The sequence below is a fragment of the Chryseobacterium elymi genome (assembly GCF_003385495.1).
In the GTDB taxonomy this organism is placed as follows: Bacteria; Bacteroidota; Bacteroidia; order Flavobacteriales; family Weeksellaceae; genus Chryseobacterium; species Chryseobacterium elymi.
In genome coordinates this window covers 65,725-81,120 of sequence record NZ_QNUH01000017.1, presented here as the reverse complement: position 1 = coordinate 81,120, position 15,396 = coordinate 65,725, and the positions used below count along the sequence as shown (strand labels likewise).

Here is a 15,396-nt window from a genome sequence, read left to right as displayed (position 1 = left end):
CTGATTGATTCACTGTTAAATATACGAAAAATAAGTCTTAAAAACAAGAGTAAATAACTGTAAGTCAAAATGTTAAATCATTAACTTAATGACATTGGGCTTTAGCCCGCTTACAAAATATAATCATAATCATTGGCTTCAGCCAAAACCTAAATTTTCAAGTACAAATTTCCACAATTTGTGCAAGTAAATATGTGGGAATATTTTTCTCAAAATAAAAAAATTCACATAAATATTCGCTGCGCAAAAAGATTGCGTAATACTGTTTTTACTTTGCATCAAGAAATCAGAGAGGAAGATGATCTTCTGCATGTTTAACAAAAAAACAGTAACTCATGAAATTTAATTTTTTAAAAAAAGAGAAAAATACCGTAGTGAACTACGAAGGTGCAAAGGCATTTAGTATGACCCCTGCCGAAGAACTATATAGTGCTGTTGTTACAACAGGATTATCCAATACATCTTATGAAAAAGGAAATGACAGATTGGAAAGAATTCAATCTCTGATCAAAAAAAATGACCCTGAATTTGTAGCTAAGCTGGCGGTTTATGCGAGAAAAGATATGTATTTACGTTCTATTCCTCTGGTGCTGACTGCAGAACTGGCAAAACAAGCCTCAGGTACAGACTTAGTGAGCAAAACAGTAGATGGTGTTGTTCAGAGGGCGGATGAAATCACTGAACTCTTAGCTTACTATCAGATTGCTAATGAAAGAACAGAAATCAAAAAGCTAAACAAGCTTTCCAAGCAGATCCAGAAAGGCCTTGCGAAGTCTTTCAATAAATTTGATGAATACCAGTTCGCAAAATACAACAGAAAAGCAGAAGTAACGCTTAAAGATGCCTTATTTTTGGTTCACCCGAAAGCAAAAGATGAAGATCAGCAGGCAGTTTTTAACAAAATTGTAGGCGATACTCTTGAAATTCCTTACACATGGGAAGTTGAGCTTTCCGTTTTAGGTCAGACAAAATTTGCTAATGAAACCGAAAAAAAGCAGGCATTTAAAAATAAATGGGAAGAATTGATCTTCAGTAATAAGTTGGGTTATATGGCAACCTTAAGAAACCTGAGAAATATTATAGAAGCAGGTGTTTCTTCTGATGCGATGTATAAAGTCTGTACCTATTTATCTAACGAAAAAGCGGTCATGAATTCAAAACAGCTTCCGTTCAGATTTTTAGCTGCTTACAGGGAACTGAAGACTCTTGATTCACCTTACCTGTCATCTATTTTGGAAGCATTGGAAGATGCTGTGATGGTGAGTGCAAAAAACATTAAAGGTTTTGGTTTTAACACATCGGTGGCCATTGCAGCGGATGTTTCAGGTTCTATGCAACAGCCTGTTTCTCCTAAAAGTAAAGTATTGCTGTACGATATCGGATTACTGATGGCTATGATCTTGCAGTCACAGTGTAAGAATGTAATCACCGGTATGTTTGGTGACAGCTGGAAGAGAGTGCCGATGCCTAAAAACGGTATTCTGAGAAACGTGAATGAGTTTTACAAGCGTGAAGGCGAAGTAGGTTATTCCACCAACGGTTATCTGGTGATTGAAGATCTGATCAAAAGAAGAGAGAGAACAGATAAAGTAATGGTGTTTACCGACACTCAGTTGTGGAACAGCAATGGGACCAGACATTCTTTTGAAGATTCCTGGAACAGATACAAAAGTATGGCTCCGGATGCAAAATTATATATTTTTGATCTGGCAGGTTACGGAAAACAGCCGTTAGATATCAGAAAAAATGACGTATATCTTATTGCCGGCTGGTCCGACAAGGTTTTCGATGTACTGAATGCTCTGGAAGACAGAAAGTCTGCCGTTCAAATCATTAAAAAAGTAGTGCTGTAAAAGGCGCTGCTTTCATCAATGATCAATGATTTTAATCTTACAATAACAGAAATAAAACTAACTGCGTAAAAAGAATGCGCACTTTACAAATAACTTTGCATTGTTATTAATCCGGTGCCGTAAGGAAAGAACTTCTTCGACTCCGACTTGAAACAAAGTCTTTCTGCTTAATAGCCCGGTTAAACAAACCAATGCCGTACAATAAGAGTTTCATCGTCAAACTTCCAATTTGAATACATTCAAAAACCTTTATGATCTATTGCTTGGTTTTTATAAAATGAAAAATAAAATTTAAAACAAATAACCATGAAAATTTAATAATCAAGTGTCGTTTTAGGATCATACTTCGGGATTTTGAAACATTGGGTCGCAGGTTCAATTCCTGCCTTTTCCCTCGAAAAGGAGAGGTAGCTCAGCAGGTAGAGCAAATGCACGGAAGATCCTTTCATTGTTACCTTGATTTATAAAAATAACTCATTTTAAATGAGTTTATAAATTTAAACAGTAAAAAAGTTAATATCAAGTGTCGTAGTATAGAAATACTTCGTTCCGGGCTTAAGATCCAGGTGCAAATCCTGTCTGTGAAAGCAGTAGTCTAATAGTAAGACGTAAGCATAAAAGTGTCTGTACGAAAATTACCTTGATTAAATAAAGAGTGCCGTTAGAGAAAACTTACTTCGGTTACAATTGGTTCGACTCCAAAATAAGCCTGATGGTTTATCAAGCAGTTTTCCCGCCTTTAGCCTCTTTAAATTAGAAAATAAACAAGTGCCGTAGAACAGTGTTACTTCGCTCATCACGACGGGGGCACGGGTTCGAGTCCCGTCTCTTCCACAAAAAACACAGTCTATCAATAGGAAGAGTAGCTCAGTTGGTTAGAGCACGCTTATACACTCTCATCTGTTGCCTTGTTTTAAAATATAAAAGTGTCGTAAAGGAAAGTTACATCGTCACACATTTTTGGGGAGGAATAGCGAAGTCGGTAATTCAGGCAAGGCTATCCGGTTCGAATCCGGCACAGACATCCCTTTACTTTCTTTGATCATTACCTTTTACAAAAAATGCCGGCCAATTATTCGCCGGCATTAATTACTTGTTCTATTTCTTCTTCGAAAGCTTTCTTCCAGTTCATAATCGTTGTTCTGCTGATCTTATATTTTCGTGACATATAGCTGGTAGAAAAACCATGCTTATTCTGATACTGTAAAAGCTTGAACATGGTTGCCTTATCATAAGTTTTAAGCTTCTGATTGTTGATCTGGCTTTCTTTCGACTGCTCAAAAATCTTTTCGTTGAAATTTAATATATCTTCAGTAGTATTCAGTTTTCCTAAGAGTTCTTTGATCTTTGGGTCTTTAAGCTTTTCCGGATGCTCCAGCCTCAGCATATCATAATATATCTTTTTGTAATTTGGACGCATAAAGAATTTCTGTTTATCCGTTAGTAGTATCATTATTTTTCTGAAGCCATCGGTGAAGCGTGCTTTTGGGGATAGAATATTCTTTGATGACCTCACCGTAGGTCATCTCGCCGGATAGAATCCTTTTCATAATAAAGTCTTTGATCTCCTGGGTATAAATATTTTTCCTGAAATAAGGGATCTTATCAGATTTCTTTTGATTCTTATTAACGGCAGATGGAGGTGCATAAAGGATGAGATGTGAACTGTAAAGTCTGAAAAAATCATATTCCAGAAGCTTGCTCCATCTCAAAAGTAAATCCGTATCTATGGATCTGCTTTGGTATATATTTTCTATAAATTTATCATCCTTATTGAGGAAATTGCAGATCCTGTCCATGGATATCTCATTTTCATCAACCATCTCCTTGATAAACTTTCCTATATGAATTTCTTTATATAACATTTATTGGGTACTATTTTTTTAAATTAATAATTAAAGAAAATAGAAAATATATTACGTTTAGGCGAATGAAAGCACGGGTAAAATACAGGTACGCTGAGAAATCTCAGCGGCAGCAAAAAAGGAAATTTAAGCTCAGTACCATGCCTTGGTTATGTACAGTCGGCAGTTCGAGGGATGACCAGCCGATATTGTTTTCAGGCTATCTATCTTTTAAGAATATTTTATTCCTAATCAATTGATTTATATTGCCTTTATCATAGTTCTGTAGGAATACGCCATTATAACTTTTTTATACAGTTACGTAATATTTTTAACTATTGACCTTAGTATCGACAGATCATACTAATTGTAAAATGTTAATTGCTAGTAAATAATCTGCCTGTTAGTTTTCAAATTTAAAGAAAAAATAGAATCTAATTCTCAAAAATGCATAAAAAATATCTTTCAGAATGAATTTTAAATAAAATTAACAAATTAACTATACGAGTATGTGAATTATTTTAAATGAAAAGATCAAACATAGTAATTGCATACCATCTTTCAAGTATATACCTTTGCAGCTCAATGAAAAATACAATAAGCTTGTTCGATTTCTCGAAAAAAATAAATTATAAAAACGAACTTCTGGCTGGTTTTACAGTGGCCATGACCATGATCCCTGAGTCACTTTCCTTTGCGATTTTAGCCGGATTGTCCCCGCTTACCGGGCTGTATGCTGCCTTTATGATGGGACTTATCACTGCAATTTTAGGAGGCCGTCCCGGGATGGTTTCGGGAGGAGCCGGAGCCACTATTGTTGTCTTGATCGCTCTGATAAAATCTCACGGAATAGAATACCTTTTTGCAGCCGTTGCCCTTGCAGGGATTTTTCAAATGCTTGTCGGAGTTTTTAAGCTGGGAAAGTTTGTAAGGCTTATTCCACAACCTGTGATGTACGGCTTTTTGAACGGCCTTGCAGTCATTATTTTTATGGCCCAGATAGAACAGTTTAAAATAACAGACAGCGCAGGAGTTTCCGGCTGGCTTCAGGGAATGCCCTTATATATTATGGCAGGACTTACAACTCTTACCATTGCTATTGTATACTTTTTTCCTAAGATCACAAAGGCTGTTCCTGCCTCTTTAGTCGCAATTATTGTAGTTTTTGCAATAGTTTTTAGTTTTAATATTCCTACAAAAACAGTGGCAGATATAGCACACATCAGTGGAAATCTTCCAAGTTTTCATATTCCGCAGATTCCTTTTACTTTAGAAACGCTGCAGATCATATTTCCGTATGCTTTGGTAATGGCTGGAGTTGGCCTTATCGAGTCTCTTTTGACACTGTCAATGGTAGATGAGATCACCAATTCAAAAGGAAATGCCAATAAAGAATCTGTAGCGCAGGGAATAGCCAATATGACCAATGGCTTTTTCGGGGGAATGGGAGGCTGTGCAATGGTAGCACAGACATTGGTCAATCTCAATGCAGGTTCAAGAGCCAGGCTGTCCGGAATTATCGGTTCAGTGATGATCCTCATTATTATCTTATTCGGAGCACCTTTTATTGAAAGAATACCCATGGCAGCATTGGTGGGAGTTATGATGATGGTCGCCATAGGTACATTTCAATGGGTTTCCATCCGGATTGCCAATAAAATGCCAAAGTCTGATATTTTTGTTGGAATTACTGTAGCCTTAATAACCATTATTCTTCACAATCTTGCATTGGCAGTACTCGTAGGAGTTATAATTGCTGCATTGGTTTTTGCCTGGGATAATGCAAAAAGAATCCGCGCAAGAAAATCCACCGATGAAAATGGAGTGAAGCATTATGAAATATACGGTCCCCTGTTTTTTGGTTCAGTAACCGCATTCATGGATAAGTTTGATTTGATGAATGATCCTGACGAAGTCGTAGTAGACTTCAAAGAAAGCCGCATTGTAGATATGAGCGCTATTGATGCTTTGGATAAACTATCTAAAAAATATAGTCAGCAGAACAAAAAACTATACCTTCACCATCTCAGTGAGGACTGCCGTAAAATGTTGAAAAATGCTGAAGCCGTTATCGAAGTCAATATCCAGGAAGATCCTACGTATAAGGTGATGCCGGAGAAGTAGGAAATTTGAAATTGAAAGATTTAAAAATTTAAATTATTAAAAGATTTAGAGATTCAGAAATTTAAAAATCTGTGGGAAGCAAAAACATTAACCACAAAAGTCACAAAAGTTTTTTCAAACACTTCGGTTATTTTAAGTTGAATGTATTTTACCTATAAAGTACATTAAAGTTTTTATGAAAATCTTTGATTTCCTCTTATGTGATCTTCTTGTTTTCAGGATGGTAAAACTTTTGAAACTAAAGTGATCTAAAGTGTTTAAAGCATGAACTTTTGTGACTTTTGTGGTTAAATAGCACGCTAAATTCACGATTGAACATTCACATTTCACCCTGCAATAACCAAACAAGGACTGTAAAATCATTTTACAGCCCTCGTTTTTTAGGTTACTAATGTATTGGCAATGAAATCCGGCACCAAAGCATAGTGCGACAGTTTCATGCTGATTGATGCTCTTCCACTCGTTAAAGTCCTTAGATCGGAAATATATCCGAACGTAGAGGCCAACGGAATTTCCGCCATGAAAATCTTTCTTCCTGACCTTTCATCGATCGACGAAATAATTCCCCTTCTTCGGTTGATATCAGCAGTTACAGCGCCCGTGTACTCTTCAATACTCTGGATTTCCACCTGCATGACAGGTTCCAGAAGTTTAGGACTGCATGATAAAGCAACTGCTCTGAATCCGTCTCTCGCAGCATTTTCAAAATCAAATGCGGCAGAATCCTGGTTATGGAAAGAACCGTCCAGAAGTCTGATCTTCATACCTTCCAAAGGATAACCTTTAAGAGGTCCGTTTTCCATAGCTTCTCTGAAACCTTTTTTGATTGTCCAAAATTTTTTAGAAAATTTTTGATCAGCGAATTTAAACAAATGGTTAAGCCTGACTGCAATCAGTAGAAAAGTAGGTGAAAATTCATAAAAATTTCTTAAAACAGAGAAGTACGTCATGCTTTTGTAAGAAAAATTTTATCTTTGGGAAGAATACCAATGAAACACTTGTTGATGATTAAACAATTTTAAATCTTTTTCAAGAAAGCTAAATAAAACTTTTAACTTAAAACTATTGAAAACGGATATCGACATTCATAACCACTGTCATTTTTCTTTTGACCTGTGGCTCACCTTAATCAAATCTCACCCTGAATTTAAAACAAAAAGAGTTGAGCTGTTCATCTCGTTTTTTGATATTAATAAACCTGTAGAGGAAGTTACGAAAGCCGTAAAATATTACGACGATCTTTGCAATACAATCAATGAAGTTACAGGAGGAAATATTGATACTTTTGAAATGTATTTACTGATTCTGGGTTCGCTGGATATAGATGTAAGACAATTGGATAAAGAAATACTGAACGGCTTTTATCTGAAGAGTGAAGAGCTTTTTCTGGAATATAAACCCGTTATCATTTTCGAAAACATAAAAGAATTTTTTGATCAGATCAAAAATGAAGGAAAGACGGTTAATATTCTGAGCAATACGGGATTTATCAAAGGGAGAACAATGAGGAAATTTCTGATTCAGGAAGAGCTGGATCAGTATATAGACTTTCACATTTATTCAGATGAGATCAATATTTCCAAACCCAACCCCCTTATTTTCCAGGAAGTGAAAAATAATCTTAAAGACCCGGATCTTCCTATGCACCGTATTCTTCACATCGGAGACAATCCGGTAGCAGATTTTAAAGGAGCAAAAGATTTTGGTTTCAGTGCACACCTACTTAAATATTAAAATTAATATGAATAAGAGATATAGCTTACATCACATTCATTCGGCGGATGAGTTCACTTTTTCACCCGCAGAATACAGCTATTTCAAATACGGAGATAAGTCGTATGCTGAAAAGTTTGCTAAAGAATTATTCAGCGGATTTATTGCGGAACATGCTGAGCTTTTAGATACAGAAAAGGAGATTGTAGTTCTTCCAAGTCCGTATATGGCGATTCCTACAGCTTCTAATTTTTTATGTTTTTTCTTTAAAAAGCATCTGGACATGTATCTTTTTCAGAAAGGAATGAGGTCCAGCATTTTATCGAAGATCAATCGTAACCATACCTATATCACGGATTATGGGAACCTTAATTTTGAAGATCGTAAAAATCTGATTGCGAATGATACTTATTATATTGACAAGGACTTTTTACGTGGAAAACTTTGTATTTTTATAGACGATATAAAAATTACCGGAAGCCACGAATATACGGTGAACAAGATCTTGAATGAATATAATGTGAAAGCGGATTTTATGTTTCTCTATTATGCTGAACTGATGAACTTTGATATTGATCCGAAGATCGAAAACCATTTCAATTATTATGCAGTGAAAAATGTAAAACACGTTGCAGAAGTAATGGTAAAGCCAAGTTTTGAATTTAATACAAGAATTGTGAAATATATTTTAGGTCTGGATTCAAGTAATTTTGACTATCTTACGTCTAAAGTAAAAAAGGAGCAGATGGACTTGCTTTTGGAGCTGGCCATCAGCAATAATTATCATTTAATAAAAGAATACGAAAATAACATCAATACTTTAACGCAAACGGAATTATATTATGGCTATTAACTTACAAAAAGGACAAAGAGAAAACATTAATGCACCTAAATTCACTGTAGGTTTAGGGTGGGATATCAATAATACTTCTACAGGAGCTGCATTTGACCTTGACGCCTCTATATTTTTATTGGGCGAGGACAAAAAACTAGTATCAGACAATCACTTTATTTTCTATAATAATCTAGAATCCCCGGACAAATCCGTTATTCACACAGGAGACAACCTTACCGGTGAAGGCTCAGGAGATGATGAGCAGATTAAGATAGATCTTACAAAAATAGATTCCGCGATTCAGGAAATTACAGTAGTGGTAACGATCCACGATGCTGATGCAAGAAAGCAGAACTTCGGACAGGTAAGAAATTCTTTCATCAGAATTTTCAATACAGATACAAACGAAGAAATTCTGAAATATGAATTAGACGAAGACTTCTCTATTGAAACTGCAGTAGAATTCGGAAGAATCTACAACAGAAACGGAGAATGGAAATTTGAAGCTGTTGGGGCTGGTCAGAGAGAAGGCCTTGACAAATTCGTATCAATTTATCAAAAATAATTATGGACAACCAGGACAACCAACCCATAGATCCAATGGGATCAATTGAACCTCTTAAAACATTTGAACCCACCCCAATGGCTCCACCGAGTCAGCCTGTACAAAATACAGCACCTGCGGTTCTTGTGGATAAAGAAGGAAATGTAAATCTGAATCAGCTGCAGGTGGAAGAACGTCAAAAATATGAGGTTCTTGCCAATTCCATTGATGAGACCAATCCAAGTTCCATTGTGAACTATGGTGCTGAACTTCAGAAAACGTTATCCAACCAAAGTGACAGCTTTTTAGGAAACGTAAGAAGATCCAACTCAGGAGAAGTGGGAGTGCTTATCAATGATCTGTTGGTGGAGCTTAACTATGTAGACGTTGATGAACTTCAACAGAATAAAGTGAAAAGCTTCCTGAGCAAGATCCCGTTCATGAAAAAAATTGTTTCGCAGGTAGAAAATCTGTTTGCGAAATATGATAAGATCATCAACAACATTGAACAGATTGCTCATAAAGTAAATGCCGGAATTATCACTTCTACCAAAGACAATGCTGTTTTACAGACGATCTTTGAGAGCAATGTGAATTCTATCAAGCAGATTGAAGAGCTTGTGATCGCAGGAAATGTAAGAATGGAAAGGGCTGCAGGAGAATTGGCCCAAATGGAAGCCGATCCGCAGAGCTATCAGGATTACCAGATAGCGGACAAAAGAGACTTTATCGCAAGATTAGACAGAAGAATGGCTGATCTTAAAGTGGTACGAATCATCATGATGCAGTCACTTCCGCAAATCAGGCTGGTACAGAATAACAACGTTTCTATTGCTGAAAAGGCACAGACGATTCTTACCACAACACTTCCTGTTTGGAAAAACCAGCTTTCATTGGCTGTAGCAATGTACAGACAACAGCAGAATATTGAGATCCAGCAGAAGGTGTCTTCCACTACGGAAGCGATCCTTAAGAAAAATGCAGAACGTCTGGGTCAGAATTCAGTGAATGTAGCGAGAGCAAACGAGCAGACCATTGTATCTGTAGAAACATTGAGAGAAACAACATCAATGTTGATCAATACATTGAATGAAGTAAAACAGATCCAAAAGCAAGGTGCTGAAGGAAGAAGAAAACTGGATCAGGATCTTCAGACTCTGGAACATGAATTAAAAGCAAACGTCAGAGGTTAATAACAGGATACCAAGGTGGGGGATGATGCAGCAACCATAATGTCTCAGAGTAAAAGAAGATTAACAAAGCTTAAACTTCTTGCTAATTTTTTTGAACATATTGATGTCATATCTATTTACATCAAAACAGATATTATACATAATTTATTTCAGGAAAATAAGGCTTTGGACTATCATAAGCTGGAACTTTTTCACCTGCAGTATACCGACAGCCTCATAGAACTTCTCACCAAGATAAAAAGACAGAAGGAAAATGATATGCTGGCTGTCATTAATGAAATTGACGTTAATAATAAATATATTGGAGGTTTTGAAGAAAGGCGTGGAGACAGCTTTCATACCGAACGGAAAATGTACAGCGGTATATTTTCCCAACATCTGAAAACGCTCTATAAAGATCTTACCGAAAATATCTTTACGGCAGACTGGAACAAGGTTCTGTATTTCCATAAAAGATATGGACAAGAGTTCTACAGGACTAATGCAGATGAAGAACAGCTGAAATCCCGGCATTTTCCTTCTTATCAGTATAAAGATTATACAATAGAAAGGAAACTTTTGGGAAGACTGAATATCCAGAACTTTAAGGTACGCTTTGTTTGCGGTTATCTGATCGGGACTTATGAATATGAGCTCTTCAGGATATTTCAGTCAGATGATTATTTTATTTTCGGTGTTGATGAAAAAAAACTCTACCTGTTTAGCGGTGATTTGGAAAAGCTTGATATTTCCGAGAACCAGTCGAACCAGACGACAATCATCAATCAGTTGAAAAACAAAAATGAACTGCTGGAGAATTCCATTATTGAAAGAAAGCGAATGCTTCCTGCAGAAGTGGAAAATGTGCTGAAAGACTATCTTAAAAACCTGGAAAATATAGATATTATGAGCAAAATATTCGACTTTGATGAAGAAACGAATATTCTGCGCGCAATGCTTAATTTAAATCTGAATAATAATTAAAGCGGAAAGAAAAAACTATCATTTCGCCCAAAAATAAAATAACAATACTAAACCATAAAAAGATGGCTATTAACTTACAAAAAGGTCAAAGAATCAACCTGAAAAAGGAAAACGGTGCCGAGCTTACCCAGGCCTGTGTAGGAATCAATTGGGGAGCAATTGAGAAAAAAGGATTTTTCGGAACAAAAAAAGAAGCAGTAGACTTAGACGGAAGCTGTATTTTGTTTGATTCAAATAAAACACTTACAGAAGTAATCTATTTCGGAAACCTGAAGTCAAGAAACGGTTCTGTACGACATAGCGGGGACGACCTTACCGGAGACATAAACGGAGATGATGGATTGGATAATGAAGTAATCACAGTAGACTTCAGCCAGCTGGAGCCGAATATAGAACACGTTGCACTGGTACTGAACAGCTATCAGGGACAGGATTTCGGAACCATTCCTTTTGCTTCCATCCGTATTTATGAGGGAACTCCTACCAATGTAAGAGAGGTTTTTGCTAAATATGATATTGCCAATGATGCTTCATTCAAAGGACATGTTTCTATGGTAATGGGTGTTTTTTATAAAAGAAACGGTGAATGGAAGTTCAATGCAATCGGAGATCCTACCTCGGACAGGAAATTGGAGCAGACGATCCAGACGGTTCAGGCCAACTATTTATAAAGGATAGATAATCAATAAGAAATAAGAATGAGATCTTAGTTCAATAAAAATGAATAGTTTTACAGGCTTTAGCCAAACTTATTTATAATATTGATATCAAATAAAAAAATTAAAAATTAGCAATATTTGTGCGTACCGTACATTTATTGCTTTTATCATATAATAACATAAACTGAAGTGGAACATCAAAGTATTTTAGAATTGCACCCGGGGTTGGTGTGGGGATTTGCGGTAACGGTCGTTATCATGCTGCTCCTGGATTTAGGAGTATTCAACAAAAAAAGCCATGAAGTATCGTCCAAAGAAGCTACCATCTGGTCTATCGTATGGATTTCATTATCCATGATATTTTCCGGGGTAGTGTATTGGGTTTTCAATACAGACGGAAGTCCTGAAAGCCATGCCGTGGCTGTAGAGAAATTTACACAGTATCAGGCTGCCTACTGGATTGAAAAGGCCCTCTCTGTAGATAATTTATTCGTATTCATCCTTGTTTTCGGATTCTTTAAAGTTCCGAAATATCTCCATCACAAAGTTCTTTTCTGGGGAATCATCGGAGCATTGGTATTCAGAGCGATATTTATCTTCGCAGGAGTAGGACTTATTAACCTGACGTATCTTCCTGAAATGAATATTTTCGGAAAAGCTGTACAAGTCAACGTAGTTATGACTCTTTTCGGTCTTTTCCTTGTATATGCCGGGATCAAATCCTGGGGTGACGGGGATGGCGATGATGATGAAGACTACAGCAATACAGCTGGTGCAAGACTGATCAAAAACTTCTGGAAAGTTTCCGATAATTACGATGGTGATAAATTTTTCACTGTTCAAAACGGAATTAAAATGGCAACACCACTTTTAGTAGTAGTTGGCGTTATTGAATTTACTGACGTTCTTTTCGCCGTAGACTCTATTCCGGCGATCTTCGCGATTTCAAATGACCCATTCATCCTGTATACATCCAATATTTTCGCGATCTTAGGATTAAGATCTTTATATTTCCTGTTGGCGAACTTTATCCATATGTTCAGCAAGCTTCCTTACGGACTGGCTATTATCCTGTCATTTATCGGGATAAAAATGCTGATCGCTCCGTGGATCCATATTCCGTCTCCGGTTTCATTGGGAATCGTAGGAGGTGTATTGGTACTTTCTGTTCTTATATCCATTATGTTCCCTGAAAAGGAAAATGAGGAAAAAGAGAAACTGGAAGATCAATAAATCTAATAATTTTCTTTAAAAATAGAAGCCCTTGAAATTTAATTTCAGGGCTTTTTCTATGTTAGTCCAAACATATTTTTGATTTAAAATAATTGCAAAATAGACAGACTTGTCTGTATGCTTTGAATTTTGTTGTATATTTGTCTTATAAATTAAAACAGATGGCATCACCAAGAGATAGAATTGTTCAGACAGCTTCTGGTTTATTTGGTAAGCAGGGATACAATTCTACAGGTATTAATCAGATTATTTTTGAAGCTAGAGTAGCAAAAGCAAGTTTCTACCAGTACTTTAAATCTAAGGATCACCTGTGTGTAGAATATTTGAATGTAAGACATCAATATTGGTTCAATGAATTGAATCATTTTTGCGCACAGGAAGAAACCTCGAAATCAAGAGTCCTGAAATCTTTCGATTTTCTGATCCATATGAATCAGAAAGAAAACTTTCAGGGATGTAGTTTCCTGAATACTCTGTCAGAAATACCTATGAATAATGCTGAAATTTTAAACGTCATCCAGCATCATAAAACAGACCTTAGACATTATTTCACAAAACTTTTGATGGATGATATTCTCTCAGATCATATTTATTTGCTTTTTGAAAGCAGTATTATAGAAAGCCAGCTTTTTAAATCCAATGAACTCATAGAAAGATCAAAAAAAATAATCAACAACTTAATTCCTTAAAAAATGGAACAGAAACATCCGCTTCCGCCTTTCACCCTTGAAACGGCAATAGAAAAAATACAGATGGCAGAAGATGCCTGGAACAGTCAGGACCCTGAAAAAGTGTCCAAGGGTTATACCGCTGACAGTGAGTGGAGAAACAGGGATACCTTCATTACCGGAAGGCAGGAAATCGTTGCTTTTCTGCAGAAAAAATGGCACAAAGAACTCAATTATAAGCTTAAAAAAGAATATTGGGCCCATACAGACAATCGTATTGCAGTCCGTTTTGAATATGAATATCAAAACCAGGACGGAAGCTGGTTCAGAGCATACGGAAATGAAAACTGGGAGTTTGATAACAACGGTCTTATGCAGAAAAGATATGCAAGCATCAATGATGTAAGCATCAAAGAAGAAGATAGGAAGTTTAAATAACGATATACAGGCCGTCTCACAACTAGTGAAACGGCTTTTTTTATGAAATTTACTATACGAGAAGAATTTTCGTTTAAACGATTCTCAACCCACATCATTTAGTTATGATACATTTTCTTACTGAAAATATAAAAGCCGTTTAAAAAATTTAACTCTGATTATTGATGCTTATTCAGCAACTTATTAATCTTTCTTCTGGTCTGCAAAGAAACCTTATACGCTTCATCACGCAGTTTCTGTATCTTTCCGACAGGCTGAAAAAAAGGTTTACTTTCGAATGGGTTGAATGAAAGCAGCTCATTGGTACAGTCTCGGGGATCAAGCAGTGCTCCTTGGTTGATGATCACTTCCCCGACCTTAATGTAAGGAGAATTTTTCCATTCTACATTCAGCCGGTTGATCGGTTGGTCTTTCAGATTATAACAAAATTGTATAAAAACCTCTGCTGTATAATTATTATCCAGGAAATAGCTTTTCAAAGCATCTTTCATATTTTGTTTCGTGCCAAATTTTTTACTGACGGACCTTGGAACCAGTTTTATCTTAATCATATTCTCACCGAGACGGTAAGCACCTACAGAATGATAATCAAATGACAGGATAAAATCATTTCTTTTACCAAGAAGTTTTAATATATTTTTGATAAAAGAAAGTGTAAAAAAGTAGGGAATCATTTTAACAACCTGAGCGGCCAGTGAGAACATACCTCTCCATTTTTTTATATACAACCGGTTCACCGCAGTAAACAGTTTCAGAAAATGAGAAACCGAATTGGTAGGAAATAAAGGAAAATTAACCAAAGGAAAATTAGCGATCAGTCCACCGTTTCCATCCTTTACTTTTACTGCGAATCCATAGGCGGGAATATCTTTTTCAGTCGAATTGATTTTCAGATTAGCATTCGAAATCCTTATGGTCAGGTCAAATTTTTCACCGTCAAAAAACTGGAAAAGCTCTTCAGGAATATTTTTATCAATAATGAATGTGCCAGCAGCTGCCGCATACGTTTTTGCATGAGCATTTCTGGTGGCATAGTTAACATCGCTTATAGAAGAAGACTGTTCAACAAAGTCGGCAATCGATTTTTTATTGATTTCCAGGAGTTGTTTTTCCTCTTCATTAAGCTCATCGAATTTCTTATTATATTTTAGTGGTTGTGGCATTTAGTTTTTAAATCCAATTATAACGCCAAGTTTCCGAATATGTGTTAACCCAGTATTAAAAGTGTTTGAATTTTCCGGCAGAGAATGAGATTGGGAGGAGAAGATGGAAGAACTCTTTATTTACCCATTAGCTAGCGGTGATGTAAATTTATTTCTTCATTATATT

Annotated in this window: 15 protein-coding genes; 11 read left to right on the top strand and 4 right to left on the bottom strand. The window is 36.2% G+C overall.

Annotated elements, in window-relative coordinates; all coding sequences use genetic code 11:
- Positions 1-335 precede the first annotated feature (335 nt).
- Positions 336-1,853, top strand: coding sequence for a TROVE domain-containing protein (locus tag DRF60_RS16725; protein WP_116013308.1), 1,518 nt, complete (start codon positions 336-338; stop codon positions 1,851-1,853).
- Between the two features lie 1,072 nt (positions 1,854-2,925).
- Here DRF60_RS16725 and DRF60_RS16720 read toward each other — a convergent pair.
- Together DRF60_RS16720 and DRF60_RS16715 are read right to left on the bottom strand one after the other, a co-directional pair.
- A complete protein-coding gene (locus tag DRF60_RS16720) occupies positions 2,926-3,306 on the bottom strand; it encodes a helix-turn-helix domain-containing protein (RefSeq protein WP_238640229.1) in 381 nt (126 codons plus the stop codon).
- Positions 3,287-3,718: a transposase gene (locus DRF60_RS16715; RefSeq protein WP_116013303.1), complete on the bottom strand. Its 432-nt coding sequence runs from the start codon at positions 3,716-3,718 to the stop codon at positions 3,287-3,289. Before DRF60_RS16715 ends, DRF60_RS16720 begins: the two co-directional genes overlap by 20 nt.
- A 564-nt stretch (positions 3,719-4,282) precedes the next feature.
- Here DRF60_RS16715 and DRF60_RS16710 point away from each other — a divergent pair.
- Positions 4,283-5,821: a SulP family inorganic anion transporter gene (locus DRF60_RS16710; RefSeq protein ID WP_116013300.1), complete on the top strand. Its 1,539-nt coding sequence runs from the start codon at positions 4,283-4,285 to the stop codon at positions 5,819-5,821.
- Between the two features lie 380 nt (positions 5,822-6,201).
- Here the strand turns inward: DRF60_RS16710 and DRF60_RS16705 are convergent, their stop codons facing one another.
- Positions 6,202-6,771, bottom strand: coding sequence for a translation factor GTPase family protein (locus tag DRF60_RS16705; RefSeq protein WP_238640228.1), 570 nt, complete (start codon positions 6,769-6,771; stop codon positions 6,202-6,204).
- Positions 6,772-6,886: 115 nt separating this feature from the next.
- On the opposite strand from DRF60_RS16705, the gene DRF60_RS16700 reads away from it, so the two are divergent.
- From DRF60_RS16700 to DRF60_RS16660, 9 genes are all read left to right on the top strand, one after another.
- The gene (locus DRF60_RS16700) at positions 6,887-7,555 is read left to right on the top strand and encodes an HAD family hydrolase (protein WP_116013297.1); all 669 of its coding nucleotides are present in this window, start codon (positions 6,887-6,889) and stop codon (positions 7,553-7,555) included.
- Between the two features lie 7 nt (positions 7,556-7,562).
- Entirely contained in the window at positions 7,563-8,387 is an 825-nt protein-coding gene (locus DRF60_RS16695) for a phosphoribosyltransferase family protein (protein WP_116013295.1), read from the top strand.
- Positions 8,377-8,934, top strand: coding sequence for a TerD family protein (locus tag DRF60_RS16690; RefSeq protein ID WP_116013292.1), 558 nt, complete (start codon positions 8,377-8,379; stop codon positions 8,932-8,934). Before DRF60_RS16695 ends, DRF60_RS16690 begins: the two co-directional genes overlap by 11 nt.
- Before the next feature lie 2 nt (positions 8,935-8,936).
- Positions 8,937-10,106 carry a toxic anion resistance protein gene (locus tag DRF60_RS16685; protein ID WP_185144598.1) on the top strand — a complete coding sequence of 390 codons (1,170 nt, stop codon included), beginning with the start codon at positions 8,937-8,939 and terminating at the stop codon, positions 10,104-10,106.
- 39 nt (positions 10,107-10,145) lie between these two features.
- The gene (locus tag DRF60_RS16680) at positions 10,146-11,069 is read left to right on the top strand and encodes a hypothetical protein (protein ID WP_123902697.1); all 924 of its coding nucleotides are present in this window, start codon (positions 10,146-10,148) and stop codon (positions 11,067-11,069) included.
- A 62-nt stretch (positions 11,070-11,131) separates the two neighbouring features.
- Entirely contained in the window at positions 11,132-11,740 is a 609-nt protein-coding gene (locus tag DRF60_RS16675) for a TerD family protein (protein WP_116013287.1), read from the top strand.
- Between the two features lie 177 nt (positions 11,741-11,917).
- A complete protein-coding gene (locus DRF60_RS16670) occupies positions 11,918-12,961 on the top strand; it encodes a TerC/Alx family metal homeostasis membrane protein (protein ID WP_116013284.1) in 1,044 nt (347 codons plus the stop codon).
- Between the two features lie 161 nt (positions 12,962-13,122).
- Positions 13,123-13,650: a TetR/AcrR family transcriptional regulator gene (locus DRF60_RS16665; RefSeq protein WP_116013281.1), complete on the top strand. Its 528-nt coding sequence runs from the start codon at positions 13,123-13,125 to the stop codon at positions 13,648-13,650.
- Between the two features lie 3 nt (positions 13,651-13,653).
- Positions 13,654-14,067 carry a nuclear transport factor 2 family protein gene (locus DRF60_RS16660; RefSeq protein ID WP_116013279.1) on the top strand — a complete coding sequence of 138 codons (414 nt, stop codon included), beginning with the start codon at positions 13,654-13,656 and terminating at the stop codon, positions 14,065-14,067.
- A 158-nt stretch (positions 14,068-14,225) separates the two neighbouring features.
- Here the strand turns inward: DRF60_RS16660 and DRF60_RS16655 are convergent, their stop codons facing one another.
- Positions 14,226-15,230: a catalase family protein gene (locus DRF60_RS16655; RefSeq protein WP_116013276.1), complete on the bottom strand. Its 1,005-nt coding sequence runs from the start codon at positions 15,228-15,230 to the stop codon at positions 14,226-14,228.
- Positions 15,231-15,396 lie beyond the last annotated feature (166 nt).

Bases quoted from the DNA above. Each gene is read 5' to 3' on its own strand.
- DRF60_RS16680 (WP_123902697.1), top strand. From the start codon at position 10,146: ATGTCTCAGAGTAAAAGAAGATTAACAAAGCTTAAACTTCTTGCTAAT.
- DRF60_RS16695 (WP_116013295.1), top strand. From the start codon at position 7,563: ATGAATAAGAGATATAGCTTACATCACATTCATTCGGCGGATGAGTTC.
- DRF60_RS16715 (WP_116013303.1), bottom strand. From the start codon at position 3,718: ATGTTATATAAAGAAATTCATATAGGAAAGTTTATCAAGGAGATGGTT.
- DRF60_RS16675 (WP_116013287.1), top strand. From the start codon at position 11,132: ATGGCTATTAACTTACAAAAAGGTCAAAGAATCAACCTGAAAAAGGAA.
- DRF60_RS16720 (WP_238640229.1), bottom strand. From the start codon at position 3,306: ATGATACTACTAACGGATAAACAGAAATTCTTTATGCGTCCAAATTAC.
- DRF60_RS16705 (WP_238640228.1), bottom strand. From the start codon at position 6,771: ATGACGTACTTCTCTGTTTTAAGAAATTTTTATGAATTTTCACCTACT.
- DRF60_RS16665 (WP_116013281.1), top strand. From the start codon at position 13,123: ATGGCATCACCAAGAGATAGAATTGTTCAGACAGCTTCTGGTTTATTT.
- DRF60_RS16655 (WP_116013276.1), bottom strand. From the start codon at position 15,230: ATGCCACAACCACTAAAATATAATAAGAAATTCGATGAGCTTAATGAA.
- DRF60_RS16725 (WP_116013308.1), top strand. From the start codon at position 336: ATGAAATTTAATTTTTTAAAAAAAGAGAAAAATACCGTAGTGAACTAC.
- DRF60_RS16690 (WP_116013292.1), top strand. From the start codon at position 8,377: ATGGCTATTAACTTACAAAAAGGACAAAGAGAAAACATTAATGCACCT.
- DRF60_RS16685 (WP_185144598.1), top strand. From the start codon at position 8,937: ATGGACAACCAGGACAACCAACCCATAGATCCAATGGGATCAATTGAA.
- DRF60_RS16660 (WP_116013279.1), top strand. From the start codon at position 13,654: ATGGAACAGAAACATCCGCTTCCGCCTTTCACCCTTGAAACGGCAATA.
- DRF60_RS16710 (WP_116013300.1), top strand. From the start codon at position 4,283: ATGAAAAATACAATAAGCTTGTTCGATTTCTCGAAAAAAATAAATTAT.